The following is a 24,071-nucleotide window of genomic DNA, read 5'->3' as shown; positions in this document are numbered from 1 at the left end:
CCCACCGGGCAGGCTACCGGCCGCCGCACCGGTCAGCGGCCGCGCAGCCGCCGTACGAGGATGCTCGCGTCGCCCCGCGACTCCAGATCCGCGAGCACCACCGCGACCGCCTCACGGACGATCCGCCCTCGGTCGACGGCGAGCCCGTGCTCCCCACGCAGCACGAGACGGGCGTGCTCCAGGTCCATCAGCTCCTCGGCCGAGACGTAGACGGTGATCTTCTCGTCGTGGCGCTCGCGGCCGCTGGGCCTGCGGTTCGCCCCGCGCCCGCCTCCACGCCTGCGCTGCTGCTGGACGGCAGGGGCGGGAACCGCCTCCTGCGCGGACGAGGACGCGGCGGGCGACGCGGACGGGGGCGCGGCCACCGGTACTGACTGCTGGGGCCTGCGGCCCGCCTGTGCGGCCGCCGCGACCCGGTCGGCGTCGCGGCTGCGTGACTCCCCCGCGTCGGCGTCCGCCGCGGAGTGCTCCTCGCGCGAGGAGCCGGCGGCGTCCTGCGCCGCTTCCGTGCCGGATCCGTCCGCCCCGGAATCGTTCTCCCCGGCCGGGCCGGGCACCCGGGCCTCACCGTTCGCCTTGCGTCGCCGGTCCGCGGGGGACGAGGCCTGGAGCCCCATTCCTCCGGTGGTACGGAACAGTTCGTCGGCCCCGGGCAGACTCACTCGGCGTGACACCGGGCGAGCACCTCCCTGGCGAGCTGGCGATAGGCGGCGGCACCGACCGAGTTGGAGGCGTACGTGGTGATGGGCTCACCGGCGACGGTGGTCTCCGGGAAGCGCACCGTGCGCCCGATGACCGTGTGGTAGACGTGGTCGTCGAACGCCTCGACGACGCGCGCGAGGACCTCACGGCTGTGCACCGTACGGGAGTCGTACATGGTGGCGAGGATGCCGTCGAGCTCCAGATCGGGGTTGAGGCGCTCCTGGACCTTCTCGATGGTCTCGGTGAGCAACGCCACACCACGCAGGGCGAAGAATTCGCACTCGAGCGGCACTATGACCTTGTGGGCGGCCGTGAGGGCGTTCACCGTGAGCAGGCCGAGCGACGGCTGGCAGTCGATCACGATGTAGTCGTAATCGGCCATCAGCGGCTTCAGGGCACGCTGCAGCGTGGACTCCCGGGCGACCTCGCTCACCAGCTGCACCTCGGCGGCCGACAGGTCGATGTTGCTGGGCAGCAGGTCCATGTTCGGGACCGCGGTCTTCAGCAGGACCTCGTCGGCCGACATGCCCCGCTCCATGAGCAGGTTGTAGACCGTGAGGTCGAGCTCCATCGGGTTGACGCCGAGCCCGACCGACAGGGCACCCTGCGGGTCGAAGTCGACGAGCAGGACGCGCCGTCCGTACTCCGCGAGTGCGGCGCCCAGGTTGATGGTCGACGTGGTCTTGCCGACGCCGCCCTTCTGGTTGCACATCGCGATGATCTTGGCGGGGCCGTGATCGGTCAGCGGGCCCGGGATCGGGAAGTAGGGCAGGGGCCGGCCGGTGGGGCCGATCCGCTCGCGGCGCTGACGGGCAGCGTCGGGCGCGAGGGTGGCCGCGTACTCCGGATCGGGTTCGTACTCGGCGTCGGGGTCGTAGAAGTGCCCCTGGGGCACCTCGTCGAAGTCGGCGAAGTGGGCGGTTCCCCGGCCACTCTCGTTGCCGGCCATGGCGTTCACGTGTAGGCCGTCCATCATCTGGGGGGCTGTCGTCATGTGCTGTTGGGTGGCGAAGGTGCGGACAGCGACGGAGCCGACAGCCTCCAGCCCGTTCGGGCTCTGGCCCCGCGCAGGCATCCCTGGATGAACACCCCCGGGAGTAAATGTCGACTCATTCACAAGTCGTCTTACCTCCTTGGACGTGACCAGGAAACTTATCGATAGGTCAGCGTGGCACCATGCCGACGATTGGCGACTCTATGGCGTGTCACCGCTTCGCAGCAACACAATCCGCCGGACCCGGCCCGATGTGTCGGCAATCGAACACGCCCCTGTCAAGGGCGTGCGGCCACCGGGGCACAGATTTAACGGGCGTACGAATCGGTTAAAGGGTTACGTTCGAGACGAGTTGAACGGGGTCGCCGAAGGGGCCCGGCATGCGTACGGCCGGACCTTGCTCGGCAAGGTCCGGCCGTGTGCGTGAGGTTGACGGAAGGCGTTGACCCGTCAGCCGAGGAGCGAGCTCAGCTCGACGTGCTCCAGGCCGTGCGCCTCGGCCACCTCGCGGTAAACAACCTGCCCGTCATGGGTGTTGAGGCCCTTGGCGAGCGCGGCGTCGCGGCGCAGCGCCTCGACCCAGCCGCGGTTGGCGAGCTCCACGATGTACGGCAGCGTGGCGTTGGTGAGGGCGTACGTCGAGGTGTTCGGCACCGCGCCCGGCATGTTCGCGACGCAGTAGAACACCGAGTTGTGGACCTTGAAGGTCGGCTCGGCGTGCGTCGTCGGGTGCGAGTCCTCGAAGCAGCCGCCCTGGTCGATCGCAATGTCGACAAGTACACTTCCGGGCTTCATCTTGGCGACGAGCTCGTTGGTGACCAGCTTCGGCGCCTTCGCGCCGGGGATCAGGACGGCGCCCACGACGAGGTCGGCCTCGATGACGGCCTTCTCCAGCTCGAAGGCGTTGGAGACGACGGTCTTCACCTTGGTGCCGAAGACCTTGTCGGCCTCACGGAGCTTGTTGATGTCCCTGTCGAGCAGCGTGACGTGGAAGCCGAGGCCGACAGCGATCTGCGTGGCGTTCCAGCCGGAGACGCCGCCGCCGATGACGACGGCCTCGGCGGGCGCCGTGCCCGGGACGCCGCCCGGCAGCACGCCGCGGCCGCCGACCGAGCGCATCAGGTGGTAGGCGCCGACCTGCGGGGCCAGCCGGCCCGCGACCTCGGACATCGGGGCGAGCAGCGGGAGCGCGCGGTTGGCGGTCTCGACCGTCTCGTAGGCGATGGCCGTGGTGCCCGACTCGATCAGCGCGTCGGTGCACTCGCGGGAGGCCGCGAGGTGCAGGTAGGTGAAGAGCGTCTGGTCCTTGCGGAGGCGGTGGTACTCCTCGGCGACCGGCTCCTTGACCTTCAGCAGCAGGTCGGCGGTGGCCCAGACCTCGTCGGCGGTGGGGAGGATCTGCGCCCCGGCGGCGATGTACTCCTCGTCCGTGATGGAGGAGCCGGCCCCGGCGTTCTCCTCGACGACGACCTGGTGGCCGTGGCGGACGAGCTCGTGCACACCGGCAGGCGTGATCGCCACGCGGAACTCGTTGTTCTTGACTTCGCGGGGGATGCCGACCTTCACGTCGATCACGGTCCTTGGCTCAGAGGGTTACCCGGGCACAGCTATACATACCCGGATAGACACTACGTAAATGGATACACCGCGAACACACGCGGCAAAGCCAGTCTAATGAAGGGTTTCGTGCTGTCTAGCCTTACAAAGCATTATTTTTCTGTCGCCGTACTACGGATTTCGCAGGCCACACCCTCCTGGCCCAGCAATCTGTCGGCCAGACCCCGGTGCAGCTTGGCCGCAGCCGGGTCGCCGAGCCTGTCGAGCGTGTCGGCCAGCCGGAGCTCCAGCGCCGCCTGGAGTCGTACGTCACCTGCCCGCCTGGCCCACTCGACGGCCTCCTGGCAGGTGTGCAGGGACTCGTGCGGCCGGCCCGCGTACTCCTGGACCCGCGCCGCCTCGCTGAGCGCCCGCGCCTGGGCCGGCACGTCGCCGAGCCTGCGGTACCCGGCCGCCGCGGCGCGCCAGTTCCGCAGCGCCTCGCCGTACCGCCCGGCATAGGTGTGGACGGCGCCGAGCCGCCCGTACAGCCGTGCCTCGTCGGCCCGCTCCCCCTGGGTGAGGCGCTGCGCCAGCGCGCGGCCGTACCAGTCGGAGGCCCGCTGGAAGTCCCCCAGCTCGGCGTAGGCGCCGCCTACGGATTCCATCGCGCGGCCGGTGGCGTACGGGTCCTTCGCGGCCCTTCCGGCATCCAGCGCGGCCCGGTAGCGGGCCAGCGCCTCCCGGGTGCGGCCGGTCCTGGCGTCGAGGTCGGCGAGGTTGAGCAGCGCCGCGGCCCGCTCGCGGGGCAGCTCGCGCCGCTCGGCCACGGCCAGCACCAGACCGTGCAGTCCGTACAGCTCGGGCGCGGCGGCCTCGGTGCCCTGGTGCACGGCCAGCGCCCGCACCAGCGCGGCCACCAAGCGCCTTGCCAGGGTGTCGAGTTCACCGTCCTCGACGGCGATCCGGGCCGAGGCCAGCAGGGCGGGCCGGCGGATCCGCAGCCATTCGGCGGCCGCCTCGGGACCCGGGAAGCGCAGCGAGCGCGGGAGCCCTGCGAGCTTGCGGCGGGCCGGGGAACCCTCGGGTTCGGTGACCGCCCGGCAGGACTGGAGCAGCCGTACGGTGCGCTCCAGCATCCGGGCCCTGGCCAGCTGGAGCTCCGCCGGCCGGTCCCTGGCCTCCAGCAGCGCCCGCAGCAGCGGCGCGAGGCAGCCGGGAACCTCGTACTGCGGCTGGTCCGCCGCGTTGGTGTGCAGCAGCCCCAGGGCCACGAAGTCGTCGAGGGTCGCCTGAGCGGCCGAGACGGAGCAGCCGGCCAGCGCGGAGGCTGTGTGGGCGTCGGCGAGTCCGGCGGGGGCGAGGGCGAGCAGTCGCAGTATCCGGGCCGCGGTCGGCGGCAGCGAGTCGTGGACCAGCCGGAACGCGCGGGCCAGCGGGCGGGAGCCGGTGGACTGCTCCGTGTCGTCCGGCAGTTCGCGCAGCTGCTTGGTGACATCGGCGACCGATGCCATGGGGCGGGCGGCGAGCCAGCCGGCGACCATGACCAGGGCGGCCGGCAGCCCGCCGCACTCCTCGGTGAGGGTCTCGGCGGTCCGCGGGTCGACGGTGATCCTGACCTCTCCGATGGTGCGGGCGAGCAGCCGCACGGCGGAGCCCGCGTCCAGGCCTCCGATGGTGCAGGGGCGGACGCCCGGGATGCCGGTCAGTGGGCCCCCGGACGTGGCGACGACCAGGCAGTCCGGGTTGTCCGGCAGCAGCGGGTCGACCTGTTCCGCGTCCGCCGCGTCGTCCAGGAACAGCATGGCGCGGCGTCCGGCGAGCTCCTCGCGGACCATCCCGGACAGTTCGTCCCCGTCCGCGCCGGGCGGCCCGGTCACCCCCATCCGGTCGAGCAGCTCGCGGGCGGTGCGCTCGGTGGGCACCGGTGCGCCGCCGGGTTCGGTGAGCCGGACGCGGAGCAGTCCGTCGGGGTGGTCGCCCTCGGCGAGCAGCCTGCGGGTGAGTTCCTCGGCGAGCGCGGTGCGTCCGGATCCGGGGCGTCCGGCGATCAGCAGGACCCGGGCGCGGGCGGCCTTGCGGCCGGCCAGGGTGTCCAGGCCGACCCGTTCGATGTCGGCCCGCAACGCCTTCAACTCGCGTGCACGTCCGAAGAATTGGGGTGGGGCGGTGCCGGACGGCTCCTCGGTTCCCGCTGCCTCGGCCGGGCCGCTGGTGTCCACCGCCTGATCCGTCACGGGCCACGCTCCACTTCGCTGCACGCGTCGCCCGCCGGAACTCCGGTCCGGGCATTGTGAGCGTAGTTCAGGCGCATGGACGTTCTGCCTGGAGCAGGACCGAGCACGACACAGAGGTCCCCCGATCGGATCAGCATCTTGTCCGATCGAAGGATCTCGGTGTGCGCCACCAGGCGGCACCGCGGCTCGTCAGATCTCAGCGCGCCGCCCGGCGGTCCTGCCGTCCCGTCAGGCCTCGAAGGGGCGGGCCGGCCACGGCGCGTCGGCCGGGCGCAGCGAATCGATCCCGTCACCGGCGAGCACCGCCGCGAGCGAGAGGACGCCCACCACGAGGCAGTTGTTGTGCAGATCCCCCGCGAGCACGCCCCGTACCAGCTCCTGGAGCGGCACCCGGGCCAGCTCCATGTCGGCCTCCTCCTCGGAGACCTCGAAGCGCTCCCCGTCGGCCTCGGAGAGGTTCCGGGCCAGGAAGATCCGTACGGCTTCGTCGCAGCCGCCCGGTGTGGTGTAGACGTCGGTCAGCACCCGCCAGTCCTCGGCCTTGACGTACGCCTCCTCGTAGAGCTCGCGCTGCGCCGCGTGCAGCGGGTTCTCGCCGGGGACGTCGAGCAGTCCGGCCGGGATCTCCCAGAGCTTGTGGCGCACCGGGTGGCGGTACTGCCGCAGCACCACGACCCGGTTGTCGTCGTCGAGCGCGAGCACGGCGACCGAGCCCGGGTGGACCTGGTAGTCGCGGCGCACGACCGTGCCGTCCGGCATCACCACTTCGTCGGTGCGGACGCTGGTCTTGTTGCCGGTGAAGGGCGTCTCGGTCGCGGTGACCTGCCACTCCTCGGGCGTGTCCTGGAAACCCATCTACGTCCTCCCACGAAAAACAGAAACCGGGGTACGCGTCCTCGAAGGACACGTACCCCGGTCAACGTTAACGCCTGTGCGGCGCCGGACTACTTGCCCGACGGCTTGCCCTTGCTGTCACCGGCCGCGGCGCCCGTCTTGCGCGCGACGGCCGCCTTCACCAGACCCGCGAAGAGCGGGTGCGGGCGGGTCGGGCGGGAGCGGAGCTCCGGGTGCGCCTGGGTGGCGACCAGGTAGGGGTGGATCTCGCGCGGGTACTCGACGTACTCGACGAGCTTGTTGTCCGGGGAGGTGCCGGAGAAGACCAGACCGGCCTTCTTCTCCAGCTCGGCCCGGTAGGCGTTGTTGACCTCGTAGCGGTGGCGGTGGCGCTCCTCCACGTACGGCTGGCCGTCGTACGCCTCGCGGACCAGCGAGCCCTCGGCGAGCTTCGCCGGGTACAGGCCGAGCCGCATGGTGCCGCCCAGGTCGCCCGCGCCCTCGACGTACGCCAGCTGCTCCTCCATCGTCGAGATGACGGGGTGCGAGGTGGCGGCATCGAACTCGGTGGAGTTGGCGTCGGGGATCTCGGCGAGGTTGCGCGCGGCCTCGATCACGATGCACTGGAGGCCGAGGCAGAGGCCGAGCAGCGGCACCTTGTTCTCGCGGGCGTACTGGATGGCGCCGATCTTGCCGTTGACACCGCGGTCGCCGAAGCCGCCGGGGACGCAGATCGCGTCGACGTCGCCGAGCTGCTTCGCGGCACCCGCCGTGGTCTTGCAGTCGTCCGAGGCGACCCACTTGACCTTGACCCGCGCCTTGTTGGCGAAGCCGCCGGCCCGGATGGCCTCGGTGACCGAGAGGTAGGCGTCGGGCAGGTCGATGTACTTGCCGACGAGCGCCACGGTGATCTCGTGGTCGGGGTTGTGGACGCGGTCCAGCAGGTCGTCCCACGTCGTCCAGTCGACGTCGCGGAACGGCAGATCGAGCTTGCGCACCACGTAGGCGTCCAGGCCCTCGGTGTGCAGCACCTTCGGGATGTCGTAGATCGACTTGGCGTCCACGCAGGCCACCACGGCGGCCTCGTCGACGTCGCACATCAGCGAGATCTTGCGCTTGATGGCGGTCGGTACGTCGCGGTCGGCGCGCAGCACGATGGCGTCCGGCTGGATACCGATGTTGCGCAGCGCGGCGACGGAGTGCTGGGTCGGCTTGGTCTTGAGCTCGCCGGACGGGCCGATGTAGGGCAGCAGCGAGATGTGCACGACGAAGACGTTGTCCCGGCCGACCTCGTGGCGGACCTGGCGGACGGTCTCCAGGAACGGCAGCGACTCGATGTCGCCGACCGTGCCGCCGACCTCGGTGATGACGACGTCGACGTCCTCGGTGGCCATGCGGCGGATGCGGTGCTTGATCTCGTTGGTGATGTGCGGGATGACCTGCACGGTGTCACCGAGGTACTCGCCGCGCCGCTCCTTGGCGATCACCTGCGAGTAGACCTGGCCGGTGGTGACGTTGGCGGAGCCGTCGAGGTCGACGTCGAGGAAGCGCTCGTAGTGGCCGATGTCCAGGTCGGTCTCGGCACCGTCGTTGGTGACGAACACCTCACCGTGCTGGAACGGGTTCATCGTGCCCGGGTCGACGTTGAGGTAGGGGTCGAGCTTCTGCATGGTGACCCGAAGGCCGCGCGCCTTGAGCAGGGCACCGAGGCTGGAGGCAGTCAGACCCTTGCCGAGGGAAGAGGCGACACCCCCGGTGACGAAGATGTGCTTGGTCGTCGTGGATGTGGGCTGCATAGCCAAAGGGGGCTCCCGTGGTCGCGATCGTGAGGTGCGTACCGGCGTTTTCGTCCGGAGACTCCGGAGGCGCCGTCGCTGCGGTTCGGGGGCCTCGTCTGCGGTTGCGGACGACCACCGGTCCACGGGCTACCAGGGTATCAGCGCCGAGAGGAGCCCGCTTCCGGCCGCATCCCGACGCCCACCTCGCATGATCACCACGAGTGTCCGCACACACACCCGTTCGGGTGAGACCGGTTGTCAAGACGGTCGCGCGGATCACCTGGGTTGCGTCGTATCCTGCTCGGACACTCGCCCCGGCACTCGCCCCGGGCGAGGTGACGCGTTCGCAGGTTCCCCCACAACACACCCTTGCGACGACCTCTTGACCCGCAGTAATGCCCTACGGGGCGACATGGCCGTTCGACTGGAGACGCACGTGGCCGGGCGCATCGAGGATTACGCACTCATCGGAGACATGCAGACCGCCGCCCTGGTCTGCCGGGACGGCACAGTGGACTGGCTGTGCCTTCCCCGCTTCGATTCGCACGCCGTCTTCGCGGGCCTGCTGGGCACCGAGGAGCACGGCTTCTGGCGCCTGGGCCCGTCGCGGGAGGACGGGACGCAGCCGCCGGCCGCGGACCGCCGCCGCTACCGCGGGGACTCCCTCATCCTGGAATCGGAGTGGGACACACCGCGCGGAACGGTCAGAGTGACCGATTTCATGCCACCGCGTGACGGTGCGCCGCAGGTGATCCGGATCGTGGAGGGGATCAGCGGCCGGGTGCCGATGCGCTCCGAGCTGCGCATGCGGTTCAGCTACGGCCGGGTCACCCCCTGGGTGCACAAGGTCGACGGCCGCACGGTCGCCGTCGCGGGCCCGGACTCCGTCTGGCTGGACACCCCCGCCGACACGTACGGCGAGAACCTGACGACGTACTCGGACTTCACGGTCGCGCCGGGTGACCGGATCGCGTTCACGATCAGCTGGCAGCCCTCGCACCACGAGCCGCCCGGCCTGCCGGACCCGGAGGGTTCGCTGGACGCGACCGCGGACTTCTGGCGCGAATGGGTCGAGCAGTGCACGTACCACGGGCCCTACCGCGAGGCCGTGGTCCGCTCCCTGATCACCCTCAAGGCCCTGACGTACGCGCCGACCGGCGGCATCGTCGCCGCGCCCACCACCTCCCTGCCGGAGGACATCGGCGGCTCCCGGAACTGGGACTACCGCTACACCTGGCTGCGCGACGCCGCGATCACCCTCTCCTCGCTGCTGCGCACCGGCTACCGCGAGGAGGCCCGCGCCTGGCGCGAGTGGCTGCTGCGGGCGGTCGCCGGCGACCCGGAGAACCTCCAGATCATGTACGGCATCGCGGGCGAGCGCGAGCTGGGCGAGGCCGAGCTGGACTGGCTGCCCGGCTACGAGAACTCGGCCCCGGTCCGGGTCGGCAACGGCGCGGCGGGCCAGCTCCAGCTGGACGTGTACGGCGAGGTCACCGAGGCGCTCCACCTCGCCCACATGACGGGCCTGACCCGCAACGACTACGCGACCGGGCTCCAGCTCAAGCTGATCGAGTACCTGGAGAAGCACTGGGACGAGCCGGACGAGGGCATCTGGGAGGTGCGCGGGCCGCGCCGTCACTTCGTCCACTCGAAGGTGATGGCCTGGGTCGCCGTCGACCGCACCATCAAGCTCATCGAGTCCGGGGACGCGGAAGGGCCGCTGGAGCGCCTGCACGAGCTGCGCGACGACATCCACCGCGATGTCTGCGAGCGGGGCTACGACCCGGAACGCAACACCTTCACCCAGTCCTACGGCTCGAAGGAACTGGACGCCTCGCTCCTGCTGATCCCGCAGATGGGCTTCCTACCGCCGGACGACAAGCGCGTCATCGGCACGATCGAGGCGATCCAGCGCGAGCTTTCCACCGAGGACGGCTTCGTGCTGCGCTACCCCACCTCGGGGGAGCACGCGGGCGTCGACGGTTTGGAGGGCGACGAGGGCGCGTTCCTGGCCTGCTCGTTCTGGCTGGCGGACGATCTGGCGATGATCGGCCGGGTCGACGAGGCCCGCCAGCTCTTCGAGCGGCTGCTGTCCCTGCGCAACGACCTGGGCCTGCTCGCGGAGGAGTGGGACTCCCGGCTCCAACGCCAGGTGGGGAACTTCCCGCAGGCCTTCAGCCATGTGCCGCTGATCGACACGGCGCTGCGCCTGACGGCGAGCGGGGCGTACGTCGGCTGAGGCCAGGTCACGGGGCGGGCGGAGATCCGTCCGCCCCGGTCACCACGGGCCGCCGCGACGGCAGCCCCCATTCGCTCCAGGACCCGTCGTACACGGCCTGTCCCCGGTACCCCGCCAGTTCGGCCCCCAGTGCCAGCACGCACGCGGTGACGCCCGATCCGCAGCTGAGGACCAGCCGCTCGCGCTCCCCGGCGAGGGCCGCGAACAAGGCGCGCAGCTCGCCCGCCGGACGCATCCGCCCGTCGCGCCGGAGCTCCCCGAAGGGCAGGTTGACCGCCCCCGGCATGTGTCCGGCGCGCAGTCCGGGCCTGGGTTCGGCGACGCTGCCGGCGAACCGTTCCCGGGTACGGGCGTCGAGGACCACCGCCGCGGGGTCGGCCAGGGCCGCCGCCACCTCATCGGCGCCGACGAACATTCCCGGGCGCGGCCGTGCGGTGAAGTCGCCGGGTACGGGGGCGGGCGCGGGCCCGCCGTCCTCCAGCGGCAGCCCGGCGTCGGCCCAGGCGGGCAGGCCGCCGTCGAGCACCGCGACCCGGTCGAAGCCCATCGCCCGCAGCATCCACCAGGCCCGGGCGCTGGAGTAGATGCCCGCGCCGTCGAGGACGACGACGGTGTCGGAGCCGTTCACGCCGAGGGCGCGCAGCTCCTCGGTGAACCGGGCGGCGCCGGGCATCGTGTGGGGCAGCGGGCCGGAGTGGTCGGACAGCGCCCCGTCGATGTCGAAGGCCCGCGCTCCCGGGATCCGCCGCTCGCCGCCCCGGTGCGCGCCGACCGAGGCATCGAGGACCACCAGTCCCGGCCCGCCGAGCCGCCTCGCCAGCCAGTCGACCCCGACCAGCGGGCCGGGAAGCTCCGGACCGCTCGGGTGCTCCGTCGCTTCGTCGCCCATGTCTGCTCCAGGTCCGGTCCGGCTGTCGGGGCCGCCCGGCATGCGGGGCCCGATCGGCCCGGCCCGCGCGGCGCCCACAAGATCGCAGCGGCGCTCGTCCCGTGTCAACAGCTCTCCCCCGGCTCCCCCGACGACGCCTCGGGCGCCCCGGGCCGGTACCTTCCTGATAAGGGCGACCGCCGTCCGACCCGAGGGGAAGCGCGAGGCCAGAGCCAGTGGAGACGCAAGGCGGAATCACCGTGCAGCGAGCACTCGAACTGCCGGGGCTGCGCGGCGGGCTTCCGGAGGTGGTGGCCGGCGCGGACCGGCTGAACCGTACGGTGCGCTGGGTGCACGCGGGCGAGGTCCCCAACATCGCTTCGCTGCTCAAGGGCGGTGAACTGCTGCTCACCACCGGTCTCGGGCTCGGCACCCGCCCGGCCGAGCAGCGCGCCTTCGTCCGCAGGCTCGCCGACCGGGGCATCGCCGCCCTGGTGGTGGAGCTCGGGCCGCGCTTCAGCAGACTGCCCGCGTCGATAGTGGACGCCGCCCGCGCCGCCGGTCTGCCGCTGGTGCAGCTGCACCGCGAGGTGCCGTTCGTGACGGTGACCGAGGAGATCCACACCGAGATCGTCAACGGTCACTACGCGCTGCTGCGGCAGGCCGAGGACGTGCACCGCCGGTGCACGAAGGCGCTCCTGGGCGGCGGCGGGGTGCCCCAGGTGCTCGGCATCCTGGCGGATTTCGCGGCCAATCCGGTCTTCCTGGAGACGGCGGACGGCCAGCTGCTGTATGCGGCGGGCCCCGGCTCCGGCCCGGTCTGTGCCGACCCGCTCCAGGTGTGGGACGGGATGCGCGGCGGCCGGGCGGCCCGCGAGACTCCGCCCACCGGTTCGGTGCTGGTGGATGTGCCGGGCGGCGGGCCGGGCGCCGGTTCGGTACGGGCCCGGCTGGTGCTGCTCGCCGTGTCCGGGCCGCTGGTGACCGTGCACCGGATGGCGGCGGAACGGGCGGCGGGCATCCTCGCCGTGGTGCTGATGCAGGCCCGTCAGGAGGAGGAGCTCGCGGCCCGCGGCCGGGGCGACTTCCTGACCGATCTCGCCGAGGGCCGGATCACGCCGGAGGACGCGCCCGCGCAGGCCCGCGTACTGGGCTTCAAACCGGCGGAGATGCCGCTGTTGCCGGTGGTGATGCGGCTGGCCCCCGAGCTGTCGGTGTCCGGGAACTGGGCGCTGCTGGCGCGGGCGGTGCTGGAGGAGCTCTCGTCGGTGGGGGTACCGGTGCTACTGGGCGTGCGGCCCGTGGAGGGCCGGGTTCCGGTGCTGCTGGGGCTGCGGTCCGAGACGGAGCGCACGGCGGTCGCGGACCGGGTCGCGGCGGCGCTGCGGGCCGGTGTGGAGCGGGCCGGGCTGGAGCGGGCCGGTTCGCATCCGCCGGTCGTGGTGGTCGGTGTGGCGGGCGGCTGGGCGACGGCCGGCGCCGGGCTGCGGCACGCCGCCGAGACGGCGACGGCCGCGCACGGCCTCAGCGACCGGCCCTGGTACGACGCCCGGCGGCTCGACATCGACCTGTTGCTGTGGCGGTTGCGGGACCACCCGGATCTGGCGGCCTTCGTGGACCGGGCGATCGGCCCGCTGCGCGATCACGACCGCACCTCGCGCCCGGCGCTGCTGCCGACGCTGGAGACGTATCTGGCCCACGCGGGCCGCAAGGCGGAGACCGCACGCGAGCTGCACCTGAACCGTCAGACGCTGTACAACCGGCTGGCCCGCATCGGCGAGCTGCTCGGCACCGACCTGGACGACCCGCAGGCGGTACTGGCGCTGAGCCTGGCTCTCCGGGCCCGCCGCCACACCGCGTAGCCGGGCCCGGACGTCCGGCTCACCGCGCCCGTGCCGCCAGTGGCTGGGTCAACTCGTCGTACACGCTGAGCACCTGGGCGACCGTGTCGTCCTCGGTCGGCCAACTCGCCGCCTGGGCAAGCCCGTCGGCCACCATCTCGGCGCGCCGCCGGGGATCCCCGAGCAGCCGGGCCACCACCCGCGCGAGCGCCTCCGTGTTCCCGTACGGCACGAGTTCCGCCGCGTCCCCCACGAGTTCGGGCACGCCGCCGACCGCGGTGGCGACCAGCGGGACGCCGAGCCGCAGCGCCTCCTGCGCCGACACCGAACGCGCCTCCCAACTGCTGCACAGCACCGCCAGATCCGCCGCGGCGAGCAGTTCGATCCGGTCGTCCCGGCTGCCGATGAGCCGGACGGGCAGCTCCTCGTTCCTGATCCGGCGCTGGAGGGCGGACCGTTCGCGCCCCTCGCCCACGATGACCAGGAGCGGCGCGGGGTCGAGCTCGCGCCACAGCCGTGCGGCGTCGAGCAGTGCGCCGTAGCCGTGATGCGGTACGAGACTTCCACAGGCGATGATCAAGGGCCTTTCCACCGCCCCGAGTTCGGCCCGCGCCTTGCCCGCGTGGGCGGTGCCCGGCAGCCGGGGGACGGGGGCGGAGACGGGGGCGAGCCGCGCGTCGCGCGCGCCCCGGTGGCGGGCCCGGTCGACCAGGTCGGAAGTCGTACCGAGTACAACTGCCGCCGCTCGGGCGGCCCTTCGCTCCATCAGCCGGATCAGCCGGCTGCGGGCCCCTTCGACGTGGGCGCGGGCGTGCCAGGTGACGACCAGCGGGACACGCCGGCCGCCGAGCGCGAGAGCGGCGCGCACGGCGGCGTGCGGCCCGTGCGCGTGGACGACGTCCGCCGTCAGGCAGGCGGCGCGCAGGGCGGCCACAGAGGCGGGGTCACTGCGCCGGGGCACGGGGGCGAAACCGGCGCCCGTGCCGGAGTAGTCGTAGGCGTGGTCCAGTTCGGCCGGGGCGCAGACGGTGACGTGCACACCCCTCGCCACAAGTCCCGCGGCCAGCGAGCTGACGTGGGCACTGCTGCCCGCGCTGCCGCCGCCCAGGACTTGGACCGTACGCAGCTGTGACACGTTGAATTGGCTCCCGGGGCTCCCGAAGGGCTGTGATGGCACCGCCAAGGATGCCAGTCCGCACGCGCGTTCCTGCACGGCCGGGCCGTCGTTGCGGCCCGCACCGCAACAACCGGACCCCGCCTACCACTCTCGCAGGTGAGAAACTGGCGGACGATTGACTCGCCCACTCCCGCGCCTTCCTCCGTCAGCGACCCGCCGCCACCTGGACGAGTCGGCCGATCCGGTCCCCGTACACCGCTGCGGCGACCAGCCCCGCGGCATGCGCGGTGAGTCCGGCCCGGCCGCGGCCCACGACGGTCGCGACCCCGAGGGCGGCCCCCAGGGCATGGACGCCGGTGTCCCCCAGCATGGTCCGCTCCCCCAGGTCGTCGGCGACGAGCGCGGCCACGACGCCCATCGGCGCGGCGGCGAGCCCGCCCTGCGGCAGGCCGGGGGCCCCGAGGGCGAGCACGGTGGCGGCGGCCGCCGCGGGCCGCACGTCGACCAGGTTGACGAGATGGGCGGTTCCGGCGATCACGACCCCGGCGAGCACCCGGTCGACGGGCCGCTCCTTGATCAGCGCACCGGCCGCGAGCCCGGCGGCCCCGATCCCGAAGAGCTTCACCGCGCCGGAGGTCACCTCGCCCTCCCGCAACGCACCCAGGTGGTCGCGGAACCCGCGGCGCGGATCATCCGCCCCGACCAGGTCGTCGTACGCACCGCAGCCACCGGCCGCCAGCACGGCGAGCACCGCGGCACACCGGGTACGGACGGGCAGCGCGAGGACGGCCGCTCCGGCCGCGGTGCCGAGGGCTGCGGCCGGACCCGCGTACAGATCCACGGTGCGGCCCGCGTAGTTGGTGCGCTGCAGGAGCGGGCGCGGCCGGGCCCGCAGCGCCCGGTACACACCCCCCGCGACGACGGCGGCGACCGCACCGGACTTCGCGGCCCTGCTGAACGCTGCTCCCATGCGCGCCACCCTGTGCAGCGGCGCCCGGGGACGGCCCCGGGCCCGCCCCTACCCGTCGGCCCGCGCCGCGGCCAGCAGCTCCTCCGCGTGGGCCCGTGCCGTCTGGGAGTCCTCCTGACCCGCGAGCATCCGGGACAGCTCCCGTACCCGGTCCTCGCCCTCCAGGACCGTGACCCCGCTGCTGGTCACCGAACCGTCGACGGTCTTCTCGACCAGCAGCTGCCGGTCAGCGAAGGCCGCCACCTGCGGCAGGTGCGTGACGACGACGACCTGGGCGGACCTGGCGAGCTTGGCGAGCCGCCGCCCCACCTCGACCGCGGCCTTGCCGCCGACGCCCGCGTCGACCTCGTCGAAGAGGTACGTGGGTACGGGGTCGGCGCCCGCGAAAACCACCTCGACGGCGAGCATCACCCGGGACAGCTCACCGCCCGAGGCCCCCTTGGCGATCGGCCGGGGCTGGGCACCGGGGTGCGGGGCCAGCAGCAGCTCGACCTCGTCGGCGCCGGACGGCCCGTAGACCACGCTCCGCCCGTCGATCTCGATGCCGGACGCCTCGTCGGCCGCCTCGGTCTGCCGGATGTCGAAGGAGACCCGGGCGTGCGGCATGGCCAGCGAGGCCAGCTCCGCGGTCACCGCCTCGGCGAAGAGCGCGGCCGCCCGGTTGCGCGCATCGGTCAATGCCTGGCCGAGGCCGGAGAGTTCGTCCCGCAGCGCGTCGCGTTCGGCGGTCAGCTCGCCGATCCGGTCGTCGTCGCCCTCCAGCTCGGTGAGCCGGGCGGCGCCCTCCTGGGCCCAGGCGAGCACTGCGCCGATGTCCTCGCCGTACTTCCGGGTGAGCGCGGTGAGCGCGGCGCGGCGCTCCTCCACGGCGGCGAGCCGCAGCGGATCGGCGTCCAACTGATCGGCGTACCCTGCCAGTTCGCCCGCCACGTCGGAGAGCAGGATCGAGATCTCGCCGATCCGGTCGGCGAGCGCCGCCAGCGCCGGATCGTGGGCGCGCACGGCGTCCAGAGACCGTCCGGCGGCGGCGACCACGGTCGTGGCGTCGACGCCCTCCGGGTCCTCAGGATTTCCCGCGAGCGCGGTGTGCGCGAGAGCCGCGGCGGAGGAGAGCGCTTCGGCGTGGCCGAGCCGTTCGGCCTCGGAGGCGAGGTCCAGGTCCTCACCGGCCAGCGGTTCGACCGCGGCGATCTCGCCCAGCCCGAAGCGCAGCAGATCGGCTTCCTGGGCGCGTTCCCGGGCCCGTGTGGTCAGCTCGTCGAGCTCCGTGACGACGGCCCGCAGCCGCCGGTACGCCGCCGCGTACTTCGCGTGCGGCCCGGCGACCCCGTCGCCCGCGTACCGGTCGAGCGCCTGTCGCTGCCGGGCGGGCTTGAGCAACCCCTGCTGGTCGGTCTGGCCGTGCACGGCGACGAGTTCGTCGGCGAGTTCGGCGAGCACCCCGACCGGCACCGACCGGCCGCCCAGATGCGCCCGGGAGCGCCCCTCGGCGGAGACGGTACGGCTGATCAGCAACGCGCCGTCCTCGATCTCGGCCCCGGCCTCCTCGGCCCGCAGGGCGACGGTGTCGCCGTCGGACACCGTGATCCGCCCCTCGACGACGGCGGCCTTGGCCCCGATCCGTACCAGGGCGGGGTCTGCGCGCCCGCCGAGCAGCAGCCCGAGGCTGGTGACGACCATGGTCTTGCCCGCGCCGGTCTCACCCGTCACCGCGGTGAAACCGGGTGACAGCTCCACCACCGCGTCGTCGATGACTCCGAGCGACCGTATCCGCATCTCCTCCAACACGGACACGACCTTACGAGGTCCGGGCGCCGATGTGCGACGGACCCCGCCTCCGAGACCTCACTCTCCCGTGTGCTCACGATCCGTTCGCCACACCTCCGGGGGAATGTCCGACGGTCAGTGCGGTGCGCCCCGCCACCCCGAGACCGGCAGGGCGAACTTCGCGACCAGCCGGTCGGTGAACGAGGCGTGGTGCAGCCGCGCCAGCCGCACGGGCACCGCGCCGCGCCGCACCTCGACCCGTGCGCCCGCGGGCAGTTCGACGGTCCTGCGGCCGTCGCACCAGAGCACTCCGTGCGGGGTGTGCTGCTGGACCTCGACGGCGAGCACGGAGGTCGGGGAGGTCACCAGCGGCTTGGCGAACAGCGCGTGGGCGCTGATCGGCACCATCAGCAAGGCCTCGACCTCGGGCCAGACGACGGGACCGCCCGCCGAGAAGGCGTAGGCGGTCGATCCGGTCGGGGTCGCGCAGACGATCCCGTCGCAGCCGAACCCGGTCACGGGGCGGCCGTCGATCTCCAGGACGACTTCCAGCATCCGCTCGGGCGACACCTTCTGCACGGCCGCTTCGTTCAGCGCCCAGTCGGTGTGGACGATGTCGCCGTTGCTGTGCACCAGGACGTCGAGGGTCATGCGTTCCTCGACCTGGTAGGCGCGGGTGACGACCCGGTCGACGACCTTGTCCAGGTCGTCCCGCTCGGCCTCGGCGAGGAAGCCGACCCGGCCGAGGTTGACGCCGAGCATCGGCACCCCGGACGCGCGGGAGAACTCCGCGCCGCGCAGCAGCGTCCCGTCCCCGCCCAGCACGATCAGCAGTTCACAGCCGTCCACGGCCTTGGGCGTGGTGTCCGTGACCGTCTCGACGGAGGGCGGCAGCGGCAGATCCGCCGCTTCGGTGGCCAGTACCCGTACGCCCAGGCCGCTGCGCAGCAGCCCCTGTACGACCAGTTCGGCACTGCGGATCGCGGCCGGGCGGCCGGTGTGTGCCAGAAGAAAGACAGTTCGTGCCGCATTCGTCGTCAACGAGGCCCCTCCGCCACTGCGCGGTCGACATCTGCGGGATCCAGTTCAGGTGCTCCTGCCCGCAGCCAGAGAAAGTACTCGACGTTTCCCGAGGGCCCCGGCAGCGGGCTCGCCGTCACCCCCCGCACCCCGAGCCCCAGCGCCCAGGCCCGGCGTGCCACTTCCCGTACCGCTTCGGCCCGCAGCTCGGGGCTGCGCACCACGCCGCCGCTGCCCAGCCGTTCCTTGCCGACCTCGAACTGCGGCTTGACCATGAGGACCAGGTCCGCGTCGGAGGCGGCGCAGCGCGCCAGGGCGGGCAGGACGAGGCCCAGCGGGATGAACGACAGATCGCCGACCACCAGGTCCACCGGCAGGCCGTCGATCGCCTCCGTCGTCAGTTCCCGTACGTTGGTGCGGTCCTTGACGGTGACGCGTTCGTCGGACTGGAGCGACCAGGCGAGCTGCCCGTAACCGACGTCGACGGCGACGACATGGCCGGCGCCGGCCCTCAGCAGCACATCGGTGAAACCACCGGTCGACGCCCCGGCGTCCAGGGCCCGCCGCCCCTCGACCTTCAGTCCGAGGGGGATGAAGGCGGCGAGGGCGCCCGCGAGCTTGTGCCCGCCGCGCGAGACGTACTCGGGGTCGCTGTCGTCCTTGATCACGACGACGGCGGCGCTGGTCTCGACCTGGGTGGCGGGTTTGGTCGCGGTGTTCCCGCCGACGGTCACCCGCCCTGCGGCGATCAGCTGGCTCGCATGCTCGCGCGAGCGGGCGAGTTTACGGCGTACCAGCTCGGCGTCGAGGCGGCGACGTGCCACTCCTGCCACGTTCGGTTCAGCTCCTGTTGTCGTACGAGGGCATCGGTGCGGGTACCGGTGCGGGTGCGGGCCTTGCGTCCAGCGCGGTCAGCGTTTCGCGCAGCCCACGGTGTACATCCTCGTACACCTCGATGTGTCCGTCCGCCGGGAGGTGGTCCGCATCGGCGAGACGCGCCAGCTCCGCGTCGACCGCGGCGTAGCCCGTGGAGGTGCGCACGACGCCGAGGGGCGCGGGCACGGCGGGGTCGAGCGGGGCCCCGGCGGCCGGGTCCTCCGCCTCGTTCCCGGGCGGTGTTCCGGCTGCCGTCCCCGGTTCCGGCATCGAGTCGCTCATGCGGGAAACGCTACCGCGAAGGGCTGCGGTACCGTCGGTCACGATGGCGACCATGGCGGAGTGCCGCAGCGCACTCGACAGACTTTCCGACAACCTCGCGGGGGCCGACGGCGACGTGCGCGGCGCGGCCGCCCTCGACCGCTCGCTGAGCTGCCACATCAAGGACCTCGACATCACCTTCACCGGCCGGCTGGCCGATGGCCGGATCCAGGTCCTGGACACGCTCGACGGCGGGCCCCTCGAGAAGGCCGAGATCCGGCTCGCGATGACCGGCGACGACCTGGTGGCCATGGTGGACGGCGAGCTGAACTTCGCCAAGGCGTGGGGGTCGGGCCGGGTCCGCCTGGAAGCCGGCTTCCGCGACCTGCTGAGACTGAGATCGCTCCTGTAGCCGGGCGGGGGCTTCCCTCGACCGGCCGGACCGGGCGGGCCGTTCCGGCCCTGCCCGTCAGCCCGCGGCCGACGCCCCGGCGGGCGCCCCGCCCGACGTCTCGCGCCGCGCACCCGCCGCGTCGCCGCGCGGCTTGCGCGCGGCCGGTACCACCAGCGGGGTCCCGGTCTCCGGGTCGTCGATGACCTGACAACGCAGCCCGAAGACCCGCTCCACCAGTTCAGCGGTGACGACCTCGCCCGGTGCCCCCGCCGCGATCACCTCGCCGTCCCGCATCGCGATGAGGTGGGTGGCGTACCGCGCGGCGTGATTCAGGTCGTGCAGGACGGCCACCAGGGTGCGCCCCTGCGCCTCGTGCAGCTCCGCACAGAGGTCGAGGACATCGATCTGGTGCTGGATGTCGAGGTACGTCGTCGGCTCGTCGAGCAGCAGCAGCGGCGTCTGCTGCGCGAGCGCCATCGCGATCCAGACACGCTGCCGCTGCCCGCCGGACAATTCGTCGACATAGCGATCGGCGAGCGCACCGACTCCGGTCGCCGCCATCGATTCCTCGACAATGCGTTCGTCGTCCGGCGACCACTGGCGCAGCAGTCCCTGGTGCGGATACCGGCCACGCCCGACGAGGTCGGCGACGGTGATGCCGTCCGGCGCGATGGAGGACTGCGGCAGCAGCCCCAGCGTCCTGGCGACCTTCTTCGCCGGCATCCCGTGGATCGCCTGCCCGTCCAGGAGCACCCGGCCGCTGTCCGGCTTCAGCATCCGCGAGAGCGCGCGCAACAGGGTCGACTTGCCACAGGCGTTGGGGCCGACGATCACCGTGAACGAGTTGTCGGGAATCTCGACCGAGAGGTTCTCCGCGATGACCCGCCGGTCGTAGCCGAGGGTCACCGAGTCCGCGGTGAGGCGCTGCATGGTCGTACTCCCGGAGTCGCAGGTGATCGGGTGCGGACGACGACACACCGAGCAGAATGAAGTTAGGTTAGCCTATCCTATGCTATGTCGATGTGGCCGGGCACCTCCCCGCTACAGCCCCAGCCTGGCGACCGCCTTGCCCGCGTCCAGTCCGCACGAACCGTCCCCGGCGTACGACCAGGCCGCCCCGCAGAGCGCCCGCAGCCCGTCGAGCACGTCCCCGTCCCCCGCCAGCACCAGCTCGTCCCCGCGCACCGACGCCGTCCACTGCCCGCACACGAAGCCCTCGCCGCTCTCCGCCACCTCGGGCTGCCCGGTCAGCAGCCCCCGCAGATCCGCGTCCACGTATGTCGGCCGGTGCTCCGGCGGGGCGGCGACCAGCTGTGCCGCTTCCGTCACCCCGGTGAGCACCAGCAGGGAGTCCACCCCGCCGTTGAACGCGCCCTCGATGTCCGTGTCCAGCCGGTCGCCGACGACCAGCGGGCGCTCGGCCCCGGTCCGCAGCACCGTCTCCCGGTGCATCGGCGGCAGCGGTTTCCCGGCGACCTGCGGCTCGGCCCCGGTGGCGATCCGTACGACCTCCACCGCCGCGCCGTTGCCCGGTGCGATCCCCCGGGCACTCGGGATCGTCAGATCCGTGTTGGACGCGAACCACGGCACCCCGCGCGCGATCGCGTACGCGGCCTCGGCGAACCGCCCCCAGGCCATGTCGGGGCCGCCGTACCCCTGCGCCACCGCGACCGGCTCGTCGTCCGCCGACTCCACCGGCACCAGACCGCGCTCCCGGAGCGCGACCCGCAGCCCCTCACCGCCCACCACGAGCACCCGAGCCCCGGAGGGAAGCTGATCGGCCATCAGCCGGGCCACCGCCTGCGCCGAGGTGATCACATCGGCGGACTCCGCGGGTACGCCGAGTTCGGTCAGGTGCGCGGCCACCGCGGCCGGCGTCCGCAGGGCGTTGTTGGTCACGTACGCCAGGTGCATCCCGCCCTCCCGTGCCGCTCCCAGCGAGTCGACGGCGTGGACGATCGCGTGACCGCCCGCGTACACCACCCCGTCGAGATCCAGCAGCGCCGTGTCGTACGCCTCGTTCAACGCGGTGCTGCTGCCGCTGGGCCTGGTCCTGCTCGCCTGACTCATTCTTTGCGCTCCTCGTCCCATGCTTTCTGCTCCGATCATCGCGCATGCCGTCCGCGCACATACGATGCAGAAATGAACACATCAGGTCCGGCCGTCCAGGGACTGCGTCTGATTCCGTTCCGCGGACTGCGGTACGTCCCCGAGCGGGTCGGCAGTCTCGCCGCGGTGACCTCACCGCCTTACGACGTCGTCGTGCGCCCCGACGGTCTGCACCACCTGGAGTCGGCGGATCCGCACAACATCGTCCGGCTGATCCTGCCGCAGGCGGACACGGCCGCGGCCCGTCACCAGCAGGCGGCACAGACCCTCGAACGCTGGCTGGCCGAGGGCGTCCTCGCACCGGACAGCGAGCCCGCGCTGTACGTCTACGAGCAGCGCAACGCCGAGATACTGCAACGCGGCGTCGTCGGGGCGCTGGCGCTGTCCGCCCCCGCCGACGGCATCGTCCTGCCGCACGAGGACGTGATGGCCCATGTCGTCGAGGACCGGGCCGACCTGATGCGCACCACCGCCGCCCACCTGGAACCGCTGCTGCTCACCTACCGCAGCGACAACGACGGCCCCGGAGCGACCGCCGTCATCGAGCGGACCACGGACCGCCCGCCGCTCCTCGCCACCACCACCGAGGACGGCTATCACCACCGGCTCTGGGCGGTCACCGACCCGGCCGACCGCGCCGAGATCGAGACCGACCTGGCCCGCCACCAGGCCCTGATCGCCGACGGCCACCACCGCTGGGCCACCTATCTCCGCCTCCAGCAGGAGCACACCGCACCGGGCCCCTGGGACTTCGGCCTGGTCCTCCTCGTCGACACGGCCCGCTACCCGCTCCGGGTCCGCGCCATACACCGGCTGCTGCACCGCCTCCCGGTCGCCGACGCACTCGCCGCGCTGGATGGCCTCTTCCGCGTCCGCCACCTGGACGAACCGCTCCCCCGGGCCCTGGACGCACTCGCCGAGGCGGCCGCCGAAGGCAACGCTTTCCTGCTCGCCGGCGACGGCGTCTTCCACCTCATCGACCGCCCCGACCCCGGCCTGCTGTCCCGCACGATTCCCACCGGCCGCCCGGCCGCCTGGCAGACCCTCGACGCGACGGTCCTGCACTCGGCCCTGCTCGACCACCTCTGGCGGATCCCCGACGCCCCGGAACACATCGCGTACATCCACGACACCGCGGCCGCCGTCGAGCAGGCCGAGCGTCACGACGCGACGGCGGTCCTGATGCATCCGGTACGCGAGGAAGTAGTCCGGGACCTCGCCCGACAGGGCGTCACCATGCCCCGCAAGTCGACCTCCTTCGGCCCCAAACCGGCCACCGGCCTGGTCCTGCGCAGCCTCGACCTGGGCTGACCGACAGCAACAAAAAAGGGCGGCACCCCTCTGGGGTGCCGCCCTTTTTTCATGCCTACGCCTCGGACGTACGGTCCTCGTCCGTGTCCTCGCTGCCCTTCGCAGTGGCAGCCGACTCGGAAGCCGCGTCGGCCTCGCCCTCGTCCTCATCCTCGTCGAGCGCATCGACGAACTCGACGCCGTCCATCTCGGCGAGCCGGTCGGACGCATCGGTGGAGCCGTCCTTGTCGGCCTCCAGCGCCTTCCCGAACCACTCGCGCGCCTCGTCCTCGCGCCCGGCCGCCAGCAGCGCGTCGGCGTACGCGTAGCGCAGGCGAGCCGTCCACGGGTGCACGGCGTTCGACGCGAGCTCGGAGCTCTGCAGCGTGACGATGGCCGCGTCGAGCTGCCCCATGTCCCGGCGCGCCCCGGCAGCGACCAGCCTCATCTCGACCTGTCCGGCCTTGTCGAGCTTCTGCACCTCGGGCTCGCCGGCCATGGCCATCGCCCGCTCGGGCCGCCCGAGTCCACGCTCGCAGTCGGCCATGACGGGCCACAGCTCCACGGACCCGGTCATCCGCTTGGCAGCCCGGAACTCCGCCAGCGCCTCCGAGTACTTCTGCGTGGCGTACGCGGCGAACCCGGCCGCCTCACGCACCGCAGCCACCCGCGAGGCCAGCCGAAGCGCGATCCGCGAATACGCGTACGCCTGCTCCGGGTCCTCGTCGATCAGCCGGGCCACCATGACCAGGTTGCGCGAGACGTCCTCGGCCAGGGTCTTCGGCAGGCTCATCAGCTCCTGCCGCACGTCCTTGTCGATCTCGTCACCGGTGACGTCCTCGGGAATCGGAAGCCGCTTGATCGGCTCACGGTCCCGGTCGTCCCGCCGCTCGTACCCACCACGGTCTTCGCGCCCGCGGTAGCCGCCCCGGCCCCCACGGTCGTCCCGCTGCCCGCGGTATCCCCCACCACGGCTGTCGTCCCGACGGAACCCACCCCCGCGGTTGTCGTCGCGCCGGTAACCGCCACTGCGGCTGTCGTCGTCGCGGCGGGGGCCGCGCGGCCGGTCGTCACGCCGCTCGAAACCACCCGACGGACGCCCACCACGCTCATCATCCCGACGCGGCCGACGATCCCGGTCATGGTCGTCCCGCCGGAAGCCACCGCCACCGGAGCCGCCACCACGGTTGTCATCACGGCGGAACCCACCACCGGAGCCGCCACCACGGTTGTCATCA

Annotated in this window: 20 protein-coding genes; 4 read left to right on the top strand and 16 right to left on the bottom strand. The window is 72.4% G+C overall.

Annotation, left to right across the window (positions count from 1 at the left end; genetic code table 11):
- Positions 1 to 32: 32 nt before the first annotated feature.
- From ACIRJP_RS27305 to ACIRJP_RS27280, 6 genes are all read right to left on the bottom strand, one after another.
- Positions 33 to 662, bottom strand: coding sequence for a hypothetical protein (locus ACIRJP_RS27305; protein ID WP_404179549.1), 630 nt, complete (start codon positions 660 to 662; stop codon positions 33 to 35).
- Positions 659 to 1,777 carry a ParA family protein gene (locus ACIRJP_RS27300; protein WP_404179338.1) on the bottom strand — a complete coding sequence of 373 codons (1,119 nt, stop codon included), beginning with the start codon at positions 1,775 to 1,777 and terminating at the stop codon, positions 659 to 661. Before ACIRJP_RS27300 ends, ACIRJP_RS27305 begins: the two co-directional genes overlap by 4 nt.
- 369 nt (positions 1,778 to 2,146) lie before the next feature.
- A complete protein-coding gene (gene ald, locus ACIRJP_RS27295; protein WP_360920597.1) occupies positions 2,147 to 3,262 on the bottom strand; it encodes an alanine dehydrogenase in 1,116 nt (371 codons plus the stop codon).
- A 143-nt stretch (positions 3,263 to 3,405) separates the two neighbouring features.
- Positions 3,406 to 5,469, bottom strand: coding sequence for a tetratricopeptide repeat protein (locus ACIRJP_RS27290; protein WP_404179335.1), 2,064 nt, complete (start codon positions 5,467 to 5,469; stop codon positions 3,406 to 3,408).
- Between the two features lie 228 nt (positions 5,470 to 5,697).
- Positions 5,698 to 6,324 (bottom strand): NUDIX domain-containing protein, encoded by a 627-nt coding sequence (locus tag ACIRJP_RS27285; protein WP_376623246.1) that lies wholly within the window; start codon positions 6,322 to 6,324, stop codon positions 5,698 to 5,700.
- 89 nt (positions 6,325 to 6,413) lie between these two features.
- Entirely contained in the window at positions 6,414 to 8,099 is a 1,686-nt protein-coding gene (locus ACIRJP_RS27280) for a CTP synthase (RefSeq protein WP_404179332.1), read from the bottom strand.
- Positions 8,100 to 8,517: 418 nt separating this feature from the next.
- On the opposite strand from ACIRJP_RS27280, the gene ACIRJP_RS27275 reads away from it, so the two are divergent.
- Entirely contained in the window at positions 8,518 to 10,320 is a 1,803-nt protein-coding gene (locus ACIRJP_RS27275) for a glycoside hydrolase family 15 protein (RefSeq protein WP_404179546.1), read from the top strand.
- Positions 10,321 to 10,327: 7 nt separating this feature from the next.
- On the opposite strand, the gene ACIRJP_RS27270 is transcribed toward ACIRJP_RS27275, so the two are convergent.
- Positions 10,328 to 11,209 carry a sulfurtransferase gene (locus ACIRJP_RS27270; protein WP_404179329.1) on the bottom strand — a complete coding sequence of 294 codons (882 nt, stop codon included), beginning with the start codon at positions 11,207 to 11,209 and terminating at the stop codon, positions 10,328 to 10,330.
- A gap of 215 nt (positions 11,210 to 11,424) precedes the next feature.
- On the opposite strand from ACIRJP_RS27270, the gene ACIRJP_RS27265 reads away from it, so the two are divergent.
- Positions 11,425 to 13,050 carry a PucR family transcriptional regulator gene (locus tag ACIRJP_RS27265; RefSeq protein ID WP_383714573.1) on the top strand — a complete coding sequence of 542 codons (1,626 nt, stop codon included), beginning with the start codon at positions 11,425 to 11,427 and terminating at the stop codon, positions 13,048 to 13,050.
- 19 nt (positions 13,051 to 13,069) lie between these two features.
- Here ACIRJP_RS27265 and ACIRJP_RS27260 read toward each other — a convergent pair whose 3' ends face one another.
- The 6 genes from ACIRJP_RS27260 to ACIRJP_RS27235 form a co-directional block, all read right to left on the bottom strand.
- Entirely contained in the window at positions 13,070 to 14,164 is a 1,095-nt protein-coding gene (locus ACIRJP_RS27260; protein WP_404179327.1) for a glycosyltransferase family 4 protein, read from the bottom strand.
- Positions 14,165 to 14,351: 187 nt separating this feature from the next.
- On the bottom strand, positions 14,352 to 15,116 hold the full coding sequence (locus ACIRJP_RS27255; protein ID WP_404179325.1) for a hypothetical protein: 765 nt from the start codon (positions 15,114 to 15,116) through the stop codon (positions 14,352 to 14,354).
- Positions 15,117 to 15,164: 48 nt separating this feature from the next.
- Positions 15,165 to 16,910: a DNA repair protein RecN gene (recN, locus tag ACIRJP_RS27250; RefSeq protein ID WP_404179322.1), complete on the bottom strand. Its 1,746-nt coding sequence runs from the start codon at positions 16,908 to 16,910 to the stop codon at positions 15,165 to 15,167.
- 108 nt (positions 16,911 to 17,018) lie between these two features.
- Positions 17,019 to 17,924 carry an NAD kinase gene (locus ACIRJP_RS27245; RefSeq protein WP_072484231.1) on the bottom strand — a complete coding sequence of 302 codons (906 nt, stop codon included), beginning with the start codon at positions 17,922 to 17,924 and terminating at the stop codon, positions 17,019 to 17,021.
- The gene (locus ACIRJP_RS27240; protein WP_404179319.1) at positions 17,921 to 18,736 is read right to left on the bottom strand and encodes a TlyA family RNA methyltransferase; all 816 of its coding nucleotides are present in this window, start codon (positions 18,734 to 18,736) and stop codon (positions 17,921 to 17,923) included. Before ACIRJP_RS27240 ends, ACIRJP_RS27245 begins: the two co-directional genes overlap by 4 nt.
- 7 nt (positions 18,737 to 18,743) lie before the next feature.
- On the bottom strand, positions 18,744 to 19,061 hold the full coding sequence (locus tag ACIRJP_RS27235) for a hypothetical protein (RefSeq protein WP_404179316.1): 318 nt from the start codon (positions 19,059 to 19,061) through the stop codon (positions 18,744 to 18,746).
- Between the two features lie 43 nt (positions 19,062 to 19,104).
- Here ACIRJP_RS27235 and ACIRJP_RS27230 point away from each other — a divergent pair, with 43 nt between their 5' ends.
- Positions 19,105 to 19,452, top strand: coding sequence for an SCP2 sterol-binding domain-containing protein (locus tag ACIRJP_RS27230; protein ID WP_404179313.1), 348 nt, complete (start codon positions 19,105 to 19,107; stop codon positions 19,450 to 19,452).
- A gap of 57 nt (positions 19,453 to 19,509) precedes the next feature.
- On the opposite strand, the gene ACIRJP_RS27225 is transcribed toward ACIRJP_RS27230, so the two are convergent.
- Positions 19,510 to 20,364: an ABC transporter ATP-binding protein gene (locus ACIRJP_RS27225; RefSeq protein WP_404179310.1), complete on the bottom strand. Its 855-nt coding sequence runs from the start codon at positions 20,362 to 20,364 to the stop codon at positions 19,510 to 19,512.
- A gap of 111 nt (positions 20,365 to 20,475) precedes the next feature.
- Positions 20,476 to 21,504, bottom strand: coding sequence for an HAD hydrolase-like protein (locus ACIRJP_RS27220; RefSeq protein WP_404179307.1), 1,029 nt, complete (start codon positions 21,502 to 21,504; stop codon positions 20,476 to 20,478).
- A 72-nt stretch (positions 21,505 to 21,576) separates the two neighbouring features.
- On the opposite strand from ACIRJP_RS27220, the gene ACIRJP_RS27215 reads away from it, so the two are divergent.
- Positions 21,577 to 22,854, top strand: a complete 1,278-nt coding sequence (locus ACIRJP_RS27215) for a DUF1015 family protein (protein ID WP_404179304.1) — start codon at positions 21,577 to 21,579, stop codon at positions 22,852 to 22,854.
- A gap of 55 nt (positions 22,855 to 22,909) precedes the next feature.
- Here the strand turns inward: ACIRJP_RS27215 and ACIRJP_RS27210 are convergent, their stop codons facing one another.
- Positions 22,910 to 23,626, bottom strand: coding sequence for a tetratricopeptide repeat protein (locus ACIRJP_RS27210; RefSeq protein WP_404179301.1), 717 nt, complete (start codon positions 23,624 to 23,626; stop codon positions 22,910 to 22,912).
- Between the last annotated feature and the right edge of the window lie 445 nt (positions 23,627 to 24,071).

The sequence above is a fragment of the Streptomyces sp. NPDC102437 genome (assembly GCF_044765565.1).
Classification (GTDB): domain Bacteria; phylum Actinomycetota; class Actinomycetes; order Streptomycetales; family Streptomycetaceae; genus Streptomyces.
The sequence above is the reverse complement of the archived record's forward strand: the minus strand, read 5'-3'. Positions and strand labels throughout refer to the sequence as shown.